Consider the following 20,085-nt stretch of genomic DNA (forward strand, 5'->3'; position numbering starts at 1 on the left):
CCGGCACGCATCAGCCACCTCGCAGGCCCTCTGACGTGGCCTCCTGCCCTGCTCCCCGCGGGGGGCCGCAAGAAGGGCCGCGTTCAACCGGAGACGCCGCGCGAGGTGCAGAACGAGCCGGTGCGCACTGACGGGATTGAGCAGCAGGGCATGGGGGAAAGTCTCCGTCCTGCGGGCCGCCGACTGAGGTGGAGCCCCCTGCGACGCAAGCAACCGCTGGTCGAAAGCAGGGGGAGCTTCAGGGATGGGGTTGATGCATGGTGGAACGACGCATGTCGGTTGCGACGCACTGGGGCAGCTTCATCGCGGTGGTCGATTCCGGGCGATTAGTACGAATTGAGCCGAGGCGCGAAGACCCCGTGCCGTCGCCCATCGGCCCCGGAATGGTGACAGCCGCCGACGACGGCGCTCGCGTGCTGCGCCCCGCGGTGCGCAAGGGCTGGCTCAACGGCGAGCCGCGCACCCACGACGCGGCCAGAGGCGCGGACACCTTCGTGGAGGTGAGCTGGGACGACGCGATCACGCTGGTGAGCGATGAACTCCGTCGAGTGCGTTCACAGCACGGAGACAGCGCGGTGTTCGGCGGGTCCTACGGCTGGGCGAGTGCGGGCGTGTTCCACAACGCGCAGAGTCAGCTCCACCGGTTCCTGGCGCTGGGCGGGGGTTTCACCGACTCTCGCAACACCTACAGCACTGCGGCGCTGGAGGTCATCCTTCCCCATGTGATCGGCGGGCATCCGTGGAGCTACCAGTCGCGGATGCCGATGTGGGACGAGATAGCCGACAACTGCGAGCTGGTGGTGGCGTTCGGAGGGCTGGCCCTCAAGAACAGCCAGATCAACCCGGGTGGGCTGGCCAGGCACCAGACGCAGAACCTGCAGCGACAGTGCCGTGCGGCCGGGGTGCGGTTCGTGAACGTCAGCCCCATCCGCAGCGACGTCGCCGACTTCCTCGACGCCGAGTGGCTGCCCGTCATCCCCAACACCGACACCGCCGCCATGCTGGGCATCGCCCACACGATGCTGGTCAACAGGTGGCACGATGAGGACTTCCTCCACCGGTGCTGCGTCGGGTTCGACCGCTTCGCCTCCTACCTGACCGGCGAGCTCGACGGCGTCCCCAAGGATGCCGCCTGGGCGGCGAGGATCACGGGTATCGGTCGCGAGACGATCATCGACCTCGCTCGCCGCCTCACCGAGCGACGTTCTCTCATCATGGTCAACTACGCGGTGCAGCGGGCGGACCACGGCGAACAGCCGATCTGGATGTCTGTCGTGCTGGCCGCCATGGCCGGATCGATGGGCCGGCCCGGCTGTGGCTGGGGAGCAGGTTACGCGACGATGGACGCGACAGGCGTTGCCAGAGGCCGCCCCAGCGTGGCTGGGATACCCGGGGTCCCCAACCCCGTCCCGGACTTCATCCCTGTCGCGAGGATCGCCGACACCCTGCTGCATCCGGGTAGGACCATCGGCTACGACGGCCGGCGCCTCACGTTGCCGGAGCTTCGCCTGATCTACTGGTGCGGCGGGAACCCGTTCCACCACCACCAGGATCTCCATCGGCTGGCCCGAGCCTGGCAGGCCCCTGACACGGTGGTGGTTCACGAAGCCTGGTGGAACACCACGGCCAAGTTCGCGGACATCGTCCTGCCTGTCGCCACCAGCTTGGAGCGCGACGACTTCGCCGCCGGATTCTCCGATCCTCACCTCGTCGCGATGCCCAAGGTCCGCGAGCCGGCGGGAGAGTCACGCACCGACCATCACATCTTCACCGCCTTGGCCTCCCGGCTCGGATACGAGCAGGAGTTCACGCAGTCGCGCTCCGAGATCGAATGGGTCCGGCACCTGTACGAGCAGACGAGGGCCAACCTCGGCGACGACGCCGCCCTGCCGAGCTTCGAGGACTTCTGGGACAGCTCCACCGCTGAGTTGCCGGCGTTGACCGGACCGTTTCCCGGCAGCTTCGAGGCGCTCCGCTCAGATCCGCAGCGTTTCCCCGTGCCGACGCCGTCGGGCCGGATCGAAATCTTCTCCGAGGAGATCGACTCGTTCGGCTACGACGACTGTGCCGGGCATCCGATGTGGTTCGAACCAGTGGAGTGGCTCGGCGCCGATCTGTCGGGCCGATTCCCGCTGCACCTGATCTCGAATCAGCCCGCCTCGCGCCTGCACAGCCAGTACGACAACGGTGGCCACAGCCTCAATTCGAAGATCCGTGGCCGTGAGCCCGTGACGATCAATCCGCTGGATGCCGCCTCGCGCGGCATCGAGAACGGCATGATCGTACGTGTCCACAACGACCGAGGCAGCTGTCTGGCGGGCGCGGTCCTGTCGGACGACGTCATGCCGGGCGTCGTACAACTGTCCACCGGAGCGTGGTGGGATCCGGTCCAGCCGGGCCTGAGCGGAACATTGGACCGCCACGGCAATCCCAATGTCCTCACGGCGGATCGGCCGTGCTCGCGTCTGTCCCAAGGACCGAGTGCTCTCAGCGCGCTGGTCGACGTCGAGCCCTACGACGGCCCTCATCCCGATGTGCTCGCCTTCACCCCACCGCACCTCGAGCATTGAGCCGCTTGCTTTACCGTAATCAATCGAATACTTTGCGTAACCGTGACTGCACTTCAAAACCTCAAGTACGGCCGGTGGTTCAGGGGCGCCGACGTCGACGGCGACGGGTTCATCACCCAGCGGGACGTCCGAATGATGAGCGAGCGTTACATCGCCGCCCGCGGCGCCGCGCCGGACTCCGAGACCGCCCGCCTGCTCACCCAGAGCATGGACACGTTCTGGGCGAACGTGATCGCCCCGATGGATAACGACGGTGACGGAAAGGTCGATCTGCGGGAGATGACCGAAGGGTTCAGGCGGGCCCTGACCGACCCCGCCCTGTACCCGCAACAGATCGAGCCGGTGACCGACCACTTCTTCGACCTCGCCGACCTCAACGGGGACGGCAAGATCGACCAGGCGGAGTTCCAGCAGATGTTCGACTCGGTCGGCGGCGTTCCCGGCGAGGACTGCGCCGCGGTCTTCGCCGCCCTGGACCGGGACGGCTCTGGCGTGCTGGACCGCGCCGAATTCCATCAGGCGGTCACGGAGTTCTTCTACGGCAACGACCCGGACGCCCCCGCCAACCACCTGTTCGGCAGGGTCGCCGGCTGACGGCCCACGATGCGGCCCTACCCGCGACGCCCACACCCACTGCTGGTGTGGGCGTCGCGGCGTGAAGCACATCGGATTTCCGCAGGCCGGCGCCCGGACGGAAGAACCTTGAATAAGCCGATGGTTCTCGCTTGCCCGACGTCGAGCAGGACCAGCATCGATCCGATGAGACCGATGAGGGGAGTACCGATGGGGCAGAGCATCAAGGGGCCGATGGTCCTGCGCATCACCGAGGGTGAGATCGTCGACAGCCAGCTGTCCGAGGACGATATGAGAGCGCTGAGCGACAAGGGCGAGGGAGCCGCCGGCCTGGCCAGGGTCAGATGCCCCGTCCTGTACTGCGCCGCCATGTACGACTCCGGCCTCCAGCGCTGAGACCGCCGGTGAACACCGCTCAAGCAAGGCGGCAGATGGAGGAGATCCTCGCCGGCGACCGCCCGTTCGGCGACTGCGACTACATCCGTCAGCGCACCCGCCTGCACTACCGCCACCGTCTGCTTCTGCTCAAGGAGCACTCCAAGGGCGCGCATCTGCTGCTCGCCGCACAGGAGGACGCCTCCGACGACCGGCACCACCAGGTGCTGGGCGACCCGGCGGTCCGGGTGGCGACGGACACCTGGCTGAGCGCCGTGCTCGGCGGCCGTGAGCTCCCCTGGTCGGAGCAGGAGCTGGACACCGTCCTGGAGACCGCGGCCGCTCAGAGTCCTCGCGTGACCGTGCCGCCGCTGGCCGAGGGCGCCGCGGACCTGGTGAGGCTGCACGAGGCCGCCTGGCCGTGGGTGTGGTCCGAGCCCCGGGCGGAGGTGGATCCGCTGGGCGAGTTCTTCCGCCGCGTCTTCTCCGCGAGCTTGCATGGGCTCACCCTGACGAGCCCCGAGGGCCGCGTGCGCGAGACGCTCCTGCGGGGTGCGGAGCTGCTGCACGAGCTCTGCCCCAAGCTCGCGCGCAGCGCGCTGAGCCACGTGCACCTGGTCGTCGTCGCCGGCAAGGAATCGCCGCCCGAGTCCGCGTCACCCGGCTCCGCGTCGCCCGGGTTCGCGTCGCTCACCCATCCCCGCATCCCGGGGGTGATCTTCCTGTCGGCCGCCGTGCTGGGCGACGCGTGGCAGGCCGCCGAGTATCTCCTCCACGAGGCGATGCACGTCAAGTTCACCGACCTCGAGCACACCCACTCCCTGCTGGAGGAGGGCTACGACGCGGCGGTGTCGCCGCTGGTCCGTCCGCACTGGAACAGGGCCAGGCCGGAGGCGGGTGAGGGCTGGCCGGTCGATCGTGCCCTCACCGTGAGCCACGTCTACACCACCTTGGCGCTGTTCCACTCCACCGTGGCCGCGAGGCACGAGGAACTGGCCGGCCGGTACGGGCCGATCACCGGCGCGGACCCCGCCCGGCAGGCAAGGCGGTCCTTCGACCGGGCCCAGTACCTGCTTCACTGTCTCGGCCGGCACACGGAACAGCTCGGAGCCGGTGGCCGGCTCTTCCTGCGCTGGCTGGGCGGGATCAACGAGGCGTTCGACCCGTCGCCCGCGCCGCGGGGCGCGTACGCACACCTCGTGCTCGACCTGTACGAGCGTGAAGCGGACACGATCCGGAGGGCTCTGTCCCGCCCGGACGCCGGAGGCGCCGTCGAGGACGCCGCCGCCCTGCGGAGCGCCGCGAGGCAGGAGATCAGCGGGTGTCTCGCCGTTCTGGCCGCGACCGGCGAGCCGAGCGGTCAGCCGCAGGAGCTGCAGGACCAGGACAGGGTGCTCGCGGAGCTCGAATCCTCGGGGGCGTCGTTCCGTGACAGCGCCGAGGCGTTCCTGCGGACGAGGGACCTGGTGCTGCGGGCGTTGGGGCCGGTGCCGCCCGCCGCGTTCCTGGGCCCCGTGCCCGAGCGGCCGGAGGAGACCGTCGCCGAGACGGTACGGGCGATGACCGAGGAGTCCGGCCGCCGCCTGGGCGCCCTGCTGGAGCGCTGATCAAGGGGTCGCGGGGCCACGTCCCCGCGACCCGGCAACCGCGGACGTCAAGGAGCACAGGCGATGCCCGACGAGGACGAGAAGGCACCGGGGAGTGCCGGCAGATCACAGGACCCGATCGTGGAGAGGTTGCGGCCCGATCCGGCGCAGGCGCCCGCGGCGGTTCTGCGCATGACCGGCTTTCTCGGCGACAGCGACCAGCCGGACCACCGGCGGCTCTACTTCACGCGCGGGCTCGACTACTACGCGGAGTTCCGCACCGGCGACGTCATCGACATGACCACGGTCGCCCGCCACGAGGAGCCGTTCCGGGGCGAGGAGGCCACCCAGGTGACCCTTCGCCGCGACGCGATGGTGGAGTTCACCAGAACCCGTACGGGCCGCTCTCTCGACGAGTTCGACCTCGACGTGCGGATCGGCCGGTCGGGGAGCGGTCAGTGCATCCCGGGCCTGACCGACACCCGCGAGCACGACTGCCAGGAGCCGACGGCGGCGGACGGCGGGGACTGCGTGACGCCGGGCACCTGCCAGCCGAGCTGCGAGACCTGCGTGACCAACTGCGGATCCTGCTACGAGAGCTGCGTCATCGCCACCAATTGCGGTAATTCCGTGACGTGCGACGCCGGGTGCGGTGAGAACGGGTGAGCGCCGTCACGTCCGGGCCGGCGCAGAGGTGTGACGCCGCCTGGCAGAGCCCGCTCGACCCCGACCGGCAGGCGTCGGCCCTCCGCGTCGCTCGCGACGTCGCCGCGCGGGTGACCGACCCGGGCCGGGTGGCGGCGGCGCTCGCCGCGTCCGTCGAACAGACCCGGTTCCCGAAATCCCTGGCCCGCAGGCCCTACGCCGTGGCGGACGGCGACGCGGGCCTCGCGGTGACCTGCGCCTATCTGGACGCGTGCCTGCCCGGCGAAGGCTGGGACGCGGTGGGCCACCGGTTCCTCACGGCGGCCGCGACAGGCGTGGAAGCGGCGCCGGCGGGCCTGTTCGGCGGGTTGAGCGGGCTGGCGTTCGCCACCGTGTCACTGAGCAGGGACGGGACACGCTACCGGCGGATGCTCGCCACGCTGGACGACGCCCTCGCGCCCCGAGCCGCGGCGATCGGCAGGCGGCTCGGCGAGAGCCGCGAGCCGGGCCCGGTGAGCGCGTTCGACCTGATCTCCGGCGCCTGCGGGACAGGCGCCCACCTGCTGACGCACGACCCGCACGGCATCCTCCCGGAGATCCTCGCAGGGCTCGTGACGCTCGCCCGGGAGCAGGAGCCGCCCGCCTGGATGACGCCCGCCCACCTGATGGGCGACGAGACGATGTCGCGGCTGCACCCGCACGGCGCTCTGGACTGCGGTCTCGCGCACGGCATCCCAGGGCCGCTCGCCCTGCTGTCGCTCGCCCTGCGCGCGGGCATCGAGGTGCCGGGCCAGGCGGAGGCCGTCAGGCGGATCGCCGACTGGCTGGTCGCCCACCGCGCCGGGGACGACTGGCCCGCGTTCGTACCGCTGACCGGCGAGGGGCGGCCCGGCCGGGCCGCCCCGTCACGGAGCGCGTGGTGCTACGGGGCCCCTGGGGTCGCCCGCGCCCTGTGGCTGGCGGCCCAGGCGCTCGACGACGGCCTCCTGGGCGAGCTGGCGCTGGAGGCGATGGACGCCGTCCTGCGCCGCCCGGCCGAGCGGCGCGCCATCCCGTCGCCGACGTTCTGCCACGGGGTCAGCGGCCTGCTGCACATCGTGCTCCGCTTCGCCTGCGACACCGGCCTGTTCCGCCAGGAGGCGGCCGAGCTCGTGGACGAGCTGCTGGCCGCCTACCAGCCGGCACGGCCGCTCGCGTACGCCTCGCTGGAGCCGCAGGGCAACTCCGTGGACCGCGCCGGGGTCCTGGACGGCGCGGCGGGCGTCGTCCTGGTGCTGCTGGCCGCGGCGACGGACGTCGAACCGGCCTGGGATCGGCTCTTCCTCCTGTCATGACCCGCGCGAACCGGAGCCTGTACACGCCGATGGACTGGGCGCTGGTGCGCGCCCCGCTCCTGCCGGTGGACGCCGCCGTGCGAGCGGGCGAGCCGGCGGATCCGGGCCGCCTGCTGCCCGGCGCCCCGGCGGTGGTGGCGGCCCTCCAGGTGGCGAGCGGCGATCTGGCCGCCGCTCTGGCGCGAACGCCGCCCGGCCATCCCAAGGCTCGGCGGATCGGCCGCAAACTGCTGCGCTACCTCATCCGCATGAGCACGCGGCCGACCCCGTTCGGCCTCTTCGCGGGCGTCGCCCTGGCCGACTGGGGACACTGCACCGACCTGGCCCTCGCCAAGCGGGAGCCGCGCACCCGCACCCGCCCGGACCTGGGCTGGCTCACGGACCTGGTCGCGCACCTCGAAGCCGACCCCGAGGTCCGCGCCCGGCTGCGGCTGGTGGCCGACCCCTCCGTGCTGGTCCGCGCCGGACGGGCGTTCCCGGCGGGCGGCACGGCCTCCGTACGGGCCACGTCGGCGGTACGGCGGGCGCTCGCCCTCGCCCGCGCTCCGGTCTCGCGTGCGGAGCTCGTCGAAGCGCTGATCACGCTGCCCGGCGCCACCCCGGAGAAGGCGGACGGGCTGGTCGAGGACCTGCTCCGGCAAGGGTTCCTGCACCACGACCTGCGTCCGCCGCTCACCCGCGACCCCCTCGGCCACGTGCGGGAACGGCTCGCCGGCCACCCCGTCGCAGAAGATCTCGCCGAGTTGCGCGCGGCCCTGCGGGAGTGGGACGCCCGCCCGCTCGGCGAACGGGCCCGCACGTGGCCGGGCCTGCTGGACCGGATCACCACGATCGTGTCCCCCACCGACCCGCGCAACCTGCTCCAGACGGACCTCGCGCTGCCGCTGTCCGGGACCGGCCTGAACAGGCGGATCGGGGCGGAGGCGGCGGTTGCCGCCGAGCTGCTGCTCCGGCTGAGCCCGCACCCCGCGGGACCGCCCCACCTCGACGCCTGCCGCCGGGCGTTCGAGAGCCGCTATGGCGCGGACCGCGAGGTCCCGCTGCTGGAGCTGGTCGATCCGGACTTCGGGCTGGGCCGCCCCACCGACGGCGGCAACCAGCTCCACGCGCCGACCACCCGGCACCGGCTGCTGACCGACCTGGCGGTGAACGCCTGCCGTGACCGGGTGACCACCGTCGAACTCGACGACGACCTGCTGGAACGCCTCCAGACCTGGACCCCGGCGGCCGCGCCGGCCCCACCGACCCTCGACCTCGCGGTCCTGGTGGCGGCCTCCAGCGCCGAGGCCGTGGACAAGGGCGACTTCCTGCTCGTCGTGGGCCCGAACCTGGGCGCGACCGCGGCCGGGCGCACCCTCGGACGCTTCGCCGACCTGCTCGGGCCTCCGGCGGCCACCGCGCTGGCGCGGGCGGCGGAGGCCGAGTCCCGGCACGCGCCCGGCCGCCTGCTCGCCGAGGTGGTCTACACGCCGGAGCGCGCCCGTTCCGGCAACGTCGCCGTACGCCGCTGCGGGCACCGCCACGAGATCCGTCTCGGCCCTTCCACCGGCCTCGCGGAGGAGTGGGTCGTACCGGTCGACGAGCTGGTCGTGGGCCTGCGCGACGGCCTGTTCACCGTCCGGTGGCCCGCACGCGACGTGGAGGTCGTCGCCACGCAGTGCCACATGCTGAACCCGTCGCACGCGCCCCCGGCGGCCCGCTTCCTGCTGGACGTCGCCCGCCACGGCCGGTGCGTGTTCACCTCGTTCGACTGGGGACCGGCCGCCGGTCTTCCGTTCCTGCCCCGGATCCAGCGGGGCCGCGTCGTCCTGTCCCTGGCCCGCTGGCGAGTCGATCCCGCGGCCCTGCGCGAGCCGGCCAGCCTGGCCGCCTGGCGGCAGGCGCACGGCGTGCCCCGCCACGTGTACCTGGCCGGTGGCGACAACCGGCTGCTGCTCGACCTGGACGACCCCGAGCAGGCCGAACTGCTGCGCGACGAACCGCCAGGACGCCCCGTTCTGCTCCAGGAGGCCCTGCCCCACCCGGATCACGCCTGGCTGCCGGGCCCCGAGGGCTCCCACCTCAGCGAGGTGGTGGTGCCGCTCGCGCTCAGGGAGCGACGGACCGTCCCGCCGCGGCGCCGGAGTCCCGCCGTCGTGCCCGCCGGGGCCCGCGCGCGGCCGCCCGGCAGCGACTGGCTCTACCTCAAGCTGTACGGCCCCCGCCGTTTCCAGGACGAGCTGATCGTCGATTCACTGCGCCCCTTCGGGCAGTTCGTCACCGGAGCGGGGCTGGCCGACGGCTGGTTCTTCCTGCGTTACGCCGATCCCGACCCGCACCTGCGCATCCGCTTCCACGGCGACCCCGCCACGCTGCTCGGCCCGCTCATGCGCCACGTCTGCGACTGGGCGGCCGATCTGATCTCCACAGGCGCGTGCGCGACCTTCGCCTTCGACACCTACGAACGCGAGATCGAGCGGTACGGCGGCCTGCACGACATGCCGGCCGCCGAGGGCGTCTTCATCGCCGACAGCCCGGCGGTAGCCGGTCTGCTGGCTCTGTCCAGAAGCCACGGATTCCCCTACGACCCGGCCACCGTGGCCGCGCTCAGCGTCGACGACCTGCTCGACGGCCTCGGGCTGGACGTCGAGCAGCGCACGCGCTTCTACCGTGACGGCGTCTCCCCCTCGCCGGACGGCGGCCGGGACTACCGCAGGCGCTCCCGCGAGCTGCGCCGGCTCCTGGGTGATCCGGGTTCGCTCGGCACGACACCGCACGACCGGGCCCTGACGTCCCTGCTGGCCGTCCGCCGCCGGAACCTGCCGTCCGCCCGTCCCTCTTCCGCGGTGTGCCGCAGCCATGTGCACCTGCACTGCAACCGCTTGCTCGGCACCGGCCACGAGCTCGAACACCGCGTTCTGGAGCTCCTTCGCCGCACTCGCGAAGGTCTCGCCCATCGGTGACCGCGGCGCTCAGGCGTCGGTCACCACGCGCCCCCGCGTACATCTGTCCGGAAAGCCGGGAAACCCCCGTCCCGGCGAGAGCCCCCGGCCCTCTCGCGGTTCAAGGGGGCCGGGGGCTCGCGGCGGTGCTCGTTCAGGCGGAGGGGGTCGCCCTCACGTAGCTGACCTCGACGTTCAGGTACGTTCCGACGCCGTAGTCATGGCCGCGGATGGCCAGGAGGTTGCAGCGCTCCAGGTGTCTGGCGGGGATGACGACGTTGATCGCGCCCGCGGCACAGCCACCGCTCCTGACGCTCTGGACGAGGCGGCCGTTGAAGTAGACCCGGGCATCGTTGTCGATCGTTCCTTGGATGCGGACCAGTCGTGCGTCGCGCGGGATGTGCACCCAGTGGCGTACCAGGATGTCGGTGTTCACCGCCCAGGACGTCTTGACGTTGGTGGAATTGTTCCAGGCGCAGATGCCGTTGGTGGTGCCGAAGCCTTCTTGTCCGCTCGACCAGTCACTGTCGTCGAAGTTCGGGTCGTAGAAACGCGGGGCGTTGGCCGCAGGCGGCACTTGGAGGTATTTCCAGTCGGTGCTGTTGTAGCCGAGTACGGTGACGACGTTCTGCCGCATTCCGGCCTGGGAGACTGACGCCGATGCCGGTGCGGGCAGGGCCACGGTGGCCAGCAGCGAGCCGGCCGCGAGGCCGGCGGGAAGGAAACGCAGCAGTTTCTTGAACATGGCGATCTTCCTCCGTCGATTGTGCGAAATGTCGGTCCTGCAGCCGCCGAAAAGGACATGTCTATCCATGTCGCAATTCTGCCGCCTAACATCCCGGCCGGAATGGGTAAATCGAATCATAATTTCATCACGCACGAACAGGCTAGGCAATGGCAAAGAAAGACCGACAGGAGGCGGGCGCATTTATCAGCAAAAAGGAATTTTCCGATATGCCGATTATGAGTGCCCCCTCTCAACCGGAGCCGAGAAACATCGACACAGTTGGCGATCTGGGCGCACACCTCCCCCATCGCCATCGGGGCCGAGCCGGCCTTCACCGCGACCTGTTGGTACCTGACCAGCCGAGTACTGCGGCTGCGCACTCCCCCTGGCACCCCTGCTCGTCCGCGTGAGGGCGGTCTTACCTCCACGTCACATCGCATTCAGTAGTCATACAACTACAGTGCGTGACGGGATGGCACGTACCAGTCCCCCTTTCCCCCGGAAGGACGTACGCATGACACGTACCCTGCGCACTGTGGCCCTGGCCGCGGCGATCCTCGCCTCGGCACTGCCGATCACCGCGACCGCCGCCCCGGCCAGCGCCGAGCGCAGCCGAGCCGCACAACCACTGAACTGGGTAGCGCTAGGAGACTCCTACAGCGCGGATGTGATGGTCCCGCCCTGGGACGCTCCCGCCGACAGCGACGGGTGTGGCCGTTCCGGGTACAGCTGGGAGGCGATGCTGGCCCGGGACCTCAACGCGGCGCATCCGGGCTGGGTGAACAGGACCGACGTGACGTGCGGTGGGGCCACGGTCGCGCGAGGGGTTCTCGGGCCCCAGCCGGCGGGCGTGCTCTTCGGCCCACCCGCCAACGGCAAGGACCACGGCGGCTGGACCACCAAGCCGCCGCAGATCGACGCGCTCGACGCCGGCACCGACGTCGTCACTGTCGGCATCGGCGGCAACGACTTCGGCTTCGGGGAGATCCTGAACAACTGCCTGGCCATCGGAGCCGAGCAGACCCTGCCCGTCAAGTACTGCAAGACCTACTACGAGTCCGAGGAAGGGCAGCACTGGCTCAACGAGCGCTGGCAGATCGTCGAGGACAGCCTGCAGGCCCTTCTGGCGGACATCCACTCCAGGGCGCCTGAGGCGAAGGTGTTCCTGCTCGGCTACCCCGCCATCGTGCCTTCCGCGTTCGGCTGCTCCTACGGCAACTTCCATCAGCTCGGCACGATCCGGCTGCACAACGACGCACCGTACCTCGACTCCCTGCAGCAGCAGCTGAACCAGAAGATCTCAGACGCGGCCGGCGAGAATCAGGCCACGTATGTCGACACCTACACCTCGAGTGAAGGGCACGGCGTGTGCGCCCATGGCACTGACCGCTGGATGTACGGCGTCTTCTCGAATCTGGTCATGCCGCCCGGAGTGGACAAGCCGGCCGACCCGGCGCAGTACCAGTGCGCGGCCCGCGACCAGGTACCCGCGCTGCTCCCCAAGGGTGAGGCCTGCACCTTCGTCCACCCCAACTACTACGGCGCGCTCAACCAGCGCAACGAAGCCGAAGCCGCGTTCCAGGCCGCCGGCCTGACCCCGTAGGCGACCGGCCTGTGTCGGGGCCATGACCTGCGACGTCGTCTGTCCTCGCGGCCCCTGGAGAACCGCTCCGGGGGCCGCTTGCATGCGCCGGCGGTCTGCCCATAGGGCCCGACAGGTCGTCGTTCTCCAGCGCCCGACACAGCGTCGACCGGCCGGCTGCGCCGCCGCCGCAGTAGAACCACCGGAAGCAACCGGGGAGAGCTCCACGGCAATACACGACGCAGGATGTCGTGATTCGTTGGGAGGCTTGACGCAGCGGGTCCAGGTGCGCGAGCGGTTCCCGCGGGGCCCGAACCTCGGCGGTCGAACGCTGCCAGGTTCGGACAACCATCGGTGACCGTTGCCGCGGTCCGGGCCGTTCGCCGTTCACTCACACCGAGGAGCATCAGATGGGATCCCAGCTCAACCCGTGCCTCGCTTTTCGACGGGAACGCGCGACAGGCGATGGAGTTCTACCGCGACGTCTTGGGCGGCGAGCTGGAGATGGGCACGTACGCCGAGTTCGGCTCGCCGGACGCACCCGCCGACAAAATCATGCACGCCACGCTCCGCACCCCGGACGGCTACACGCTGATGGGTTGGGACGTCCGGGAAGAGATGCCCCACACCCCGGGCGACAACGTCGCGGTCTTCCTCGGCGACGACGCCCGGCTCCGCGGCTACTTCGAGAGACTGTCCGTCGGCGGCACTGTGACGTTGCCCCTGGACAAGCAGTCATGGGGGGACGAGGCCGGCTCGCTCGTGGACCAGTTCGGGATCACCTGGATGGTCAACATCACCCGCCGGCAGCCCTGATCGACCACAGCAGCAGCCGGACCGGCTCGCCCGTGCTCCGGAGACCCGATCCGCACTTCGGCGCGCTGCTCGGTGGGATCTCGATGCTGCGCGGCGGTCCCCCGCGCCTGCCGGATCAGCAGTCACCGCTCTCCGGGCATGTCTCGGGCGCCTCCGCCATGGTGACGGCGGTGATCGCCCGGGCGGCGTCGCCGAGTGCGGCGAGCTGCTCGGGCGTCAGCGCGTCGACCACGAGTCGACGCGCCTCTCGGACGTGACCAGGGGCGATCTCCTCGATCTTGGCGAAGCCGGCGTCGGTGAGCCGTGCCTCCGTGTGGCGGCCACCGCGGTTGGGCAAGCTGTGCCGCTCGACCCAGCCAGCCCGCTCGAGCCGGGTGACCGCATGGGAGATCCGCGAGAGCGACCCCTGCGCCAATGCGGCCAGGTCGCTGAGCACCAGCGTGCGGTTGGGCGCCTCGGAGAGAGCCGCGAGCACGTGGTACTCGAAGCTGTTGACGCCGGCGTCGCGCTTGAGCTGGGCGTCCAGTGCGGGCGGCAGGGTCATGATCAGCGCGACCAGCGCTCGCCAGTCGCGCTGCTGCTCGGGCGACAGCCATGGCGCGTGGTGCTCGGAGGCGGTTCCGCGGGGGGGCTCGGTACTCACAGATCAACTCTACCAGGCAATTTGAATATTCAAGTGGTTCGACATACTGTCAACTTGAACATTCAACTAGCACTCACTCGTCAGGGAGATCCCCATGTACGTGCTCCGTGTCGACGCCACCATCCAAGGCGACCGCTCCGCCAGCAGCGCACTCGCCGACCTCGTCCTCGACGAGCTCGTGGCCGCCCGCCCTGGGGTGCCGGTGGTACGGCGTCACCTCGGTCAGGAGCCGCTGCCGGCACACGTCTGGGAGGCCGCGATCTCCAGCCGTCACATCCCGGAGGAGGGCCGCACCGCCGCGCAGCGCGAGGCACTCGCCACAGCGGAGCGGCTCGCCGCTGAGCTGCAGCAGGCGACGAGCGCCGTGCTCGCGATGCCGCTCTACAACTTCGGCGTCTCGCAGCACGCGAAGACCTGGATCGACCTCGCGATCGCCGGGGCGCCTCAGGGCGTCCGCCTGCTCGAGGGCACGCCGACCGTCCTGGTCACCACTCGCGGCGGCGCCTACGGCCCCGGCACCCCGCGCGCGGGCTGGGACCACAACATCGACTACCTGCGCCGGATCCTCGTCGACATCTGGGGCGCCGACCTCACGGTGGTCGAGCGCGAGTTCACGCTCGTCGGCGTGAACCCCGCCCTGGACGAGTTCACCGAGATGGCGGCGATCATGCACAAGACCGCCGAGGAGGCGGCAGGCGAGGCCGGACGAGCGCTCGCCGCCCGGTACGCCGCCTGACCTACGAGCGCTGCGCATCACTCGCCGTCAGCGACCAGGTTCTCCGCCAGATCAAGAACATGCCTGCCGAGGCCACTGACCGCTGAGGCCGCGCGACCGCCCCCCGCACCACCATGTCCGCCGTCCCGGCTGAGGCGCAGCCACCTCTGAGGGAGTGGCAGAGCTCGAAGGCGAAGGGGACGGCCGGCCGCCCCCGGCCTTTTGCTAGATCGCGGCCTTGTCCAGGATGGCGGCGACCTCATCGGCCCTGAACAGGAACCCCACATGTGACGTGTCCAGCGTGTGCACGTCGTACGGGTTGCCGGGTGTCAGGGCGTCCGCTTCGGCGATCAGCCTGTCCTGCATGGCCACCGGCAGGGATCGGTCGCCGGCCAGGCGGATGTAGGTGCGGGCGATGGTGCCCCAGGTGGTGGCGTCGACGCGGGCGTCGGCCGTCATCACCGCGATCGACTCGTCCGGCTGCAGGATGTTGAGGAAGGCACGGAACTGCTCGTCGCTGACGTCCGCCATGGTGGCGGCCTTGAGCGCGTCCAGCAGTGCCGCGTCCGCGGTGCGGTAGTTGGCCCGGCCGACGCCGAGCCGGGCGGGATCGCCGACGTTGAACGCGGCCAGCGGCCCCATCAGGTTGCCGGCGAACTCGGGCTCCTGCATGTACTCGATCGGGTTGGCGCGCACCACGCACGACCAGGCGGAGATGTAGACGAGCCGATCCACCAGGTCAGGGATGGCGTTGCCCACACCGCTGATGGTCAGGCCGCCGAGGCTGGCCGCCACCAGCACCACGGGCCCGTGCTCGGCCACGCGCCGGACCACGTCGACGACCGCGTCCACGTTGTCCTGGAGGGTGACGTCGGCCAGCGTGGACGGCTCGGCCGCCCACGCCTCGAGGTCCTGGGGCGCCTGGTAGGCGAGCGGGTACTGCGCGTCGAGGCCATGGCCCGGCAGATCGACGGCGTAGCTGCGGTGGCCGAGCAACGCCAGCTCGCGCTGGACGGGAGCCCACATGAAAGAGCTGCTGCCGGAGCCGTGGACCAGCACGAACGTGGGCGACGACGAGTGGTTGGAGTTGGATCGCATGAAGAACAGTCCGTTTCGTTCGAAGGCATGGCGAACATGCCCGCGTCGCGGGGAACGACGTGCGGCTGCCGGGTGAGAACGCGGCAGATCAAGCCGTGAGAATGAAGCCGGCGGTCGGCTGCGGGCGTAACCCATGTGGTGCGCGGCTTGTGCCCCAGCACCTGTCTGCGGGATCGAACTGCGCTGGTCGCTGAACGACCGGCGGGCAGACCACTTCAGCTGTTACGAAGACGGATGAACTTCTCGATCATGTCTGAGAGCGTATCAGCGGTCGGTGCCGCAGCCTGGCCCGTTGCCCCATTCCGGCGGGCCAGGAGAGCCCAGGCGGAAAGGTCAGGAGCAGTCCACCAGGAGGTAGTTCACGAGCGCGTTCTGAGCCGTGACCGTCGTCCCCGACCCCATGTAGTCATTGTCCTGGAGTCCCCCGCTCGGAGACGGCGGCCACTTCGCCGACGTCCGGTTCCTTGGGGAGACACCGACGGGCCGGGGCCGGGCCGGCGCTGGCGATCATCGTGCATCTGCCCACATCCGAGCTGCCCCTGCCGTCCGGCAAGGTCGACGCGCTCATGGCCCAAGCGAGACCCGCGGGCGGCGGCTTCGGCGCGATCCTCGCCGGCCACCTCAAGACGCTGGTGCGCGAGGCGCAGTCCATGTCCTTGCCTGAGGTGAAGCGCCTCGGCGCCACCACACTGGCCTGGCGGCACGAGGCCCTGACCCGCGCGACGTCAGCCGCGGACGACGGCCACACACGTCGATGACGCCGAATGCGTTGAAGTTGCTAGTTATTTCAGTCATGATTGAAATGACTAGCCGCTACTAGGGAGCGAGCCATGGAACACGTGACCTTCAACAGCCTCGGCACCCGCTGCGCGGGCGATCTCTACCTGCCAGAGACGAGTGACCCGGTCCCCGGGCTGGTGCTCGGGCACAGCGGGGTGATGGTCAAGGAGGCGCTGGCGTTCTTCGCGCCGCACTTCGTCGAGGCCGGCTTCGCGGTGCTGGCCATCGACTACCGCACGGCCGGTTCCAGCGAGGGCGAGCCGCGCGGCCTGGATCACCCGGAGCGGCAGGTGGAGGACTTCCGCAGCGCCGTGTCCTACCTGCGGACCCGTCCCGAGGTGCAGCCGGAGCGGATCGGGGTGTGGGGGGTGAGCATCGGCGGCTCGGTGGCGGCCCAGGCCGCCGTGCTCGATCGGCGCATCAAGTGCGTCGTGGTGCAGAGCCCCAGCGTGTGGGACGGATGGCGGTACACCGAACGCCTCCTGGGCCGCGCCGGCGTTCACGCGCTGCGCGACCGGCTGCAGCAGGACTGGCAGCGGCGCCACGAAGGCGAGCCGAGCGCTCGCGTGCCGCACCTGACGCTGGAGGGCGACAGCGTGAAGGACGCTCCGGACATCTCGACCCGCCTGTTTCCCGCCTACCGCAACGAGAAGACCCTCGACTCGGCCGAGCACCTGCTCACCTTCGCCCCGGAGAACCTCATCCACCGGCTCGCGCCGACGCCGCTGCTGATGATCGCCAACGGCGGGTGGGACCCGTACCACATGCTCGAAGAGGCGCAGAGCGCCTTCGCCAAGGCGGGCGAGCCCAAGCGGCTCGCGGTGCTGCCGTACGACGTGCTCGGCCTCTACACCGGGCCCGGCCTGCGGGAGGCGATGGCGCTCGCCATCGACTGGTTCGACCTCTACCTGCGCAGGACCCCGCTCGCGGGCCGCACCCCGGCGCCCACCTATGAGTCGGTGGCCGCCATGACACAGTGAACCGGCACACGATCACCAAGGGAGGACGCGACGATGAGCGCTGAGGAACAGCAGGACCGGCTGCTTCGATGGGTGGAGCGGGTGTCCGCCTTCTGCGTCGAGGAGTGGGGGCTGCCGCCCATCACCGGACGCATCCTCGGCTGGCTCATGATCTGCGACCCGGCCGAGCAGTCCGCCGGCCAGATCGCCGAGGCCATCCAGGCCAGCCGGGCCTCGCTCACCTCGAACATGCGCTTTCTCACCGCCATCGACCTGGTCAAGAAGGTGAGAAGGCCCGGGGATCGCACCTCCTACTACCGCATCGAGGACGACGCCTGGCAGAAGGTCATCCAGCGCAAGCTCGACAGCCTGAGCGCGTTCGGCGAGATCGCCGACGAAGGGCTCGACCTCGCGGGCGGCGAGGGGCAGCGCACCGAGCGCATCAAGGCCGCCCACGACTCCCTGACATGGCTGCAGAACCTCGCGGCCCACCATCCGCTACGCCATTGAGGAATCTCCATGCACCGCTGGAAACCCGAGCTGGGGCTGATCCAGGAAACGCTGCTGCTCACTCTCCACGCCAGGGCCCTGGACGCCGGGCTCTCCCATCCGATCCTCGGCGACACGCTCTCCGCCGACCTGGCCGGCACCATCGACTACGACTTCGGCAGGCTGAAGGTCAAGCCCAGCCTCGTCCTCACCACGGCACTGCGCGCCAGGAAGCTCGACGACGTCGTCCGCGCCTACGTCGGCGCACACCCCGGATGCGTGGTGCTCGACCTGGGCTGCGGGCTGGACACCAGGATGTCCCGTTGTGATCCGCCGCCGGGCGTCGACTGGTACGACGTCGACTTCCCCGAAGTGGTGAACCTGCGGTCCGAACGCCTGCCCGGCCGTTCCCACCTGGTCGGAGCCGACCTCACCGGCTCCGACTGGCTCTCGGCCATCCCCGGCGACCGGCCGGCGATGATCGTCGCCGAGGGGCTGCTCCCCTTCATGCCCGGCGACTCCTTCCAGGCGATGACCCGCGCGCTGACCGGCCATTTCCCCTCGGGCGAGCTCGCGCTCAACGGCTACACCCGCTTCGCCGCCCGGGCCATGAAGTACCACCCGACCATCAAGGCACTCGGCATCAAGGCCGCCCAGGGCTTCGACGACGCGCACGAACCCGAGTCGTGGCACGCCGGCCTCGAACTGATCGAGGAGCAGATCCTCACCCGCGCTCCGGAAGTGGCCCGATTCCCGCAACCCCTAAGGGCGCTGACCCGTCTCACCGCCCGCAGCACGACCTTGTCCCGGCAAGGGGCACGCGTTCTCCGCTACCGGTTCTGAGCCTGGGCCGGAGACGTCCGCGAGTGCGCCCGCGCCGCCGGGGCCTGGCGCCACGGGGTCCGCTCGGCGACGTGACGGCGGAGCTCGCGTGCCTGCCGGGGCAGGTTCCAGGTCATGGCGCCGATGACGTGGCCGTCCCTGCCGTACAGGCCGGCGAACCGGCCGGTGGCGGGGTCCCCGGCGACGACCCGGAACCGGGCGTCGCCGCCTGTGACGCCGTGGACCTGGATCTTCACGTCGTACTGGTCGGTCCAGAAGTAGGGCACGGGGGCGAAGGGGGTCTCGCCGCCGAGGAGCGTCCGGGCTGCGGCCGTGCCCTGCTCGGTGGCGTTCAGCCGGTGTTCGAGGCGCAGGCGGCCGAAGCGGGGGTGCCACCAGGAGGCCACGTCGCCGGCGGCGACCACGCCGGGAGCGGCCCGGCACCGGTGGTCGCACTTGACGCCGTCCTCCACGTCCAGGCCGCTGCCGGTCAGCCAGCCGGTCGCCGGGGCCGAGCCGACGGCCACGAGCACCAGGTCGGCCGGGACGTGCGCGCCGCCGTCCAGATCGACCCCGGTCACCTGGCCGTCGTGGCCGGTCAGGCCGGTGACCCGGGTGCCGGGACGCAGGCGGACGCCGTGCCCGGCGTGCAGACCGGCCAGCAGCCGCGCCACCCGGTCGCCGAGCCGGTCGATCAGCGGCGCGGGGAGCGGATCGACCAGGGTGACGTCCAGGCCGAGCCGCCGGGCGACGGCGGCGACCTCCGTACCGAGGAAGCCCGCGCCGACGACGACCACCGACCGGGCGGCGCGCAGCCCCTCCCGCAGGGCGAGGGCGTCGTCGAGGGTGCGCAGCACGTGCACGCCGCCGAGTTCGTGCCCTGACGGCAGCCGGCGCGGGACGACGCCGGTGGCGATCACCAGCCCGTCGTAGGGCAGGACGCCGCCGTCGGACAGGGCGAGTTCGCGCGCGCCGGTGTCGAGGGCGGTGGCGGCGACGCCGAGCCGCCAGTCGGCCCCCAGCGCGACGCGGCCCTCATGGCGGCGCAGCGTCACGCGGTCGGGCGCCCACCTGCCGAGCAGGATCTGCTTGGACAGCGGCGGCCGGTCGTAGGGCTCCCGCCGCTCGGCGCCGACCAGGGTCAGCGAGCCGGTGAATCCGTCGCGGCGCAGGGCCTCGGCGGCGGTCAGGCCCGCCGCCGAGGCGCCCACGACCACGATCCGGGAGGGCCGGCTCACGACGCGCTGAGCGTGATCGCGCGGGCCGGGCAGATCCGGGCGGCCTCGCCGACGCCCTCGCGCAGCCCCGGTTCCGGGCTGTCCCGCAGCAGGACGACGATGCCGTCCTCGTCGCGCTGATCGAACACGTCGGGACAGAGGAGGACACACTGCCCCGAGCCGGTGCAGGCGTCCTGATCCACGGTGACCTTCATGTGCTTGACTCCTTCGCG

General features: G+C 70.8%; 19 protein-coding genes. 14 read left to right on the plus strand and 5 right to left on the minus strand.

Annotated features, from left to right (window positions below; genetic code table 11):
* The first annotated feature begins 257 nt into the window (after positions 1-257).
* From ABZ459_RS39365 to ABZ459_RS39395, 7 genes are all read left to right on the plus strand, one after another.
* Complete coding sequence (locus tag ABZ459_RS39365; protein ID WP_357981877.1) at positions 258-2,570, plus strand: molybdopterin-dependent oxidoreductase; 2,313 nt, start codon at positions 258-260, stop codon at positions 2,568-2,570.
* 42 nt (positions 2,571-2,612) lie between these two features.
* Positions 2,613-3,164 (plus strand): EF-hand domain-containing protein, encoded by a 552-nt coding sequence (locus ABZ459_RS39370; RefSeq protein WP_357981880.1) that lies wholly within the window; start codon positions 2,613-2,615, stop codon positions 3,162-3,164.
* Between the two features lie 189 nt (positions 3,165-3,353).
* Entirely contained in the window at positions 3,354-3,539 is a 186-nt protein-coding gene (locus tag ABZ459_RS39375) for a hypothetical protein (protein ID WP_357981883.1), read from the plus strand.
* A gap of 35 nt (positions 3,540-3,574) precedes the next feature.
* A complete protein-coding gene (locus ABZ459_RS39380; RefSeq protein ID WP_357981885.1) occupies positions 3,575-5,125 on the plus strand; it encodes a hypothetical protein in 1,551 nt (516 codons plus the stop codon).
* A gap of 63 nt (positions 5,126-5,188) precedes the next feature.
* Complete coding sequence (locus tag ABZ459_RS39385; RefSeq protein WP_357981888.1) at positions 5,189-5,770, plus strand: hypothetical protein; 582 nt, start codon at positions 5,189-5,191, stop codon at positions 5,768-5,770.
* Positions 5,767-7,083 carry a lanthionine synthetase C family protein gene (locus ABZ459_RS39390; RefSeq protein ID WP_357981891.1) on the plus strand — a complete coding sequence of 439 codons (1,317 nt, stop codon included), beginning with the start codon at positions 5,767-5,769 and terminating at the stop codon, positions 7,081-7,083. The genes ABZ459_RS39385 and ABZ459_RS39390 overlap by 4 nt, the downstream gene beginning before the upstream one ends.
* Entirely contained in the window at positions 7,080-10,025 is a 2,946-nt protein-coding gene (locus ABZ459_RS39395; protein ID WP_357981894.1) for a lantibiotic dehydratase, read from the plus strand. Before ABZ459_RS39390 ends, ABZ459_RS39395 begins: the two co-directional genes overlap by 4 nt.
* A 133-nt stretch (positions 10,026-10,158) precedes the next feature.
* Here the strand turns inward: ABZ459_RS39395 and ABZ459_RS39400 are convergent, their stop codons facing one another.
* Positions 10,159-10,749, minus strand: a complete 591-nt coding sequence (locus ABZ459_RS39400; RefSeq protein WP_357981897.1) for a hypothetical protein — start codon at positions 10,747-10,749, stop codon at positions 10,159-10,161.
* Positions 10,750-11,245: 496 nt separating this feature from the next.
* Between ABZ459_RS39400 and ABZ459_RS39405 the strand changes: the two genes are divergently transcribed.
* Positions 11,246-12,334: an SGNH/GDSL hydrolase family protein gene (locus ABZ459_RS39405; RefSeq protein ID WP_357981900.1), complete on the plus strand. Its 1,089-nt coding sequence runs from the start codon at positions 11,246-11,248 to the stop codon at positions 12,332-12,334.
* A 444-nt stretch (positions 12,335-12,778) separates the two neighbouring features.
* Positions 12,779-13,129 carry a VOC family protein gene (locus ABZ459_RS39410; RefSeq protein ID WP_357981903.1) on the plus strand — a complete coding sequence of 117 codons (351 nt, stop codon included), beginning with the start codon at positions 12,779-12,781 and terminating at the stop codon, positions 13,127-13,129.
* A gap of 115 nt (positions 13,130-13,244) precedes the next feature.
* On the opposite strand, the gene ABZ459_RS39415 is transcribed toward ABZ459_RS39410, so the two are convergent.
* The gene (locus tag ABZ459_RS39415) at positions 13,245-13,772 is read right to left on the minus strand and encodes a MarR family transcriptional regulator (RefSeq protein WP_357981906.1); all 528 of its coding nucleotides are present in this window, start codon (positions 13,770-13,772) and stop codon (positions 13,245-13,247) included.
* Between the two features lie 94 nt (positions 13,773-13,866).
* Between ABZ459_RS39415 and ABZ459_RS39420 the strand changes: the two genes are divergently transcribed.
* A complete protein-coding gene (locus tag ABZ459_RS39420) occupies positions 13,867-14,508 on the plus strand; it encodes an NAD(P)H-dependent oxidoreductase (protein ID WP_357981909.1) in 642 nt (213 codons plus the stop codon).
* 204 nt (positions 14,509-14,712) lie between these two features.
* Here the strand turns inward: ABZ459_RS39420 and ABZ459_RS39425 are convergent, their stop codons facing one another.
* The gene (locus tag ABZ459_RS39425; protein ID WP_357981912.1) at positions 14,713-15,585 is read right to left on the minus strand and encodes an alpha/beta hydrolase; all 873 of its coding nucleotides are present in this window, start codon (positions 15,583-15,585) and stop codon (positions 14,713-14,715) included.
* A 464-nt stretch (positions 15,586-16,049) separates the two neighbouring features.
* Between ABZ459_RS39425 and ABZ459_RS39430 the strand changes: the two genes are divergently transcribed.
* The 4 genes from ABZ459_RS39430 (at position 16,050) to ABZ459_RS39445 (ending at position 18,656) form a co-directional block, all read left to right on the plus strand.
* A complete protein-coding gene (locus tag ABZ459_RS39430; RefSeq protein ID WP_357981915.1) occupies positions 16,050-16,343 on the plus strand; it encodes a hypothetical protein in 294 nt (97 codons plus the stop codon).
* A gap of 72 nt (positions 16,344-16,415) precedes the next feature.
* Positions 16,416-17,345 carry an alpha/beta fold hydrolase gene (locus tag ABZ459_RS39435; RefSeq protein WP_357981918.1) on the plus strand — a complete coding sequence of 310 codons (930 nt, stop codon included), beginning with the start codon at positions 16,416-16,418 and terminating at the stop codon, positions 17,343-17,345.
* A 33-nt stretch (positions 17,346-17,378) separates the two neighbouring features.
* Positions 17,379-17,834: a transcriptional regulator gene (locus ABZ459_RS39440; RefSeq protein ID WP_357981921.1), complete on the plus strand. Its 456-nt coding sequence runs from the start codon at positions 17,379-17,381 to the stop codon at positions 17,832-17,834.
* Between the two features lie 9 nt (positions 17,835-17,843).
* Positions 17,844-18,656 carry a class I SAM-dependent methyltransferase gene (locus ABZ459_RS39445; RefSeq protein ID WP_357981924.1) on the plus strand — a complete coding sequence of 271 codons (813 nt, stop codon included), beginning with the start codon at positions 17,844-17,846 and terminating at the stop codon, positions 18,654-18,656.
* On the opposite strand, the gene ABZ459_RS39450 is transcribed toward ABZ459_RS39445, so the two are convergent.
* Positions 18,644-19,873, minus strand: a complete 1,230-nt coding sequence (locus ABZ459_RS39450; RefSeq protein WP_357981927.1) for an FAD-dependent oxidoreductase — start codon at positions 19,871-19,873, stop codon at positions 18,644-18,646. The two genes, ABZ459_RS39445 and ABZ459_RS39450, sit on opposite strands and share 13 nt — an antisense overlap.
* Positions 19,870-20,067 carry a ferredoxin gene (locus ABZ459_RS39455; RefSeq protein ID WP_357981930.1) on the minus strand — a complete coding sequence of 66 codons (198 nt, stop codon included), beginning with the start codon at positions 20,065-20,067 and terminating at the stop codon, positions 19,870-19,872. The genes ABZ459_RS39450 and ABZ459_RS39455 overlap by 4 nt, the downstream gene beginning before the upstream one ends.
* Positions 20,068-20,085 lie beyond the last annotated feature (18 nt).

Origin of the sequence: Nonomuraea sp. NPDC005692 (genome assembly GCF_040631115.1) — a bacterium.
Lineage (GTDB): Bacteria > Actinomycetota > Actinomycetes > Streptosporangiales > Streptosporangiaceae > Nonomuraea.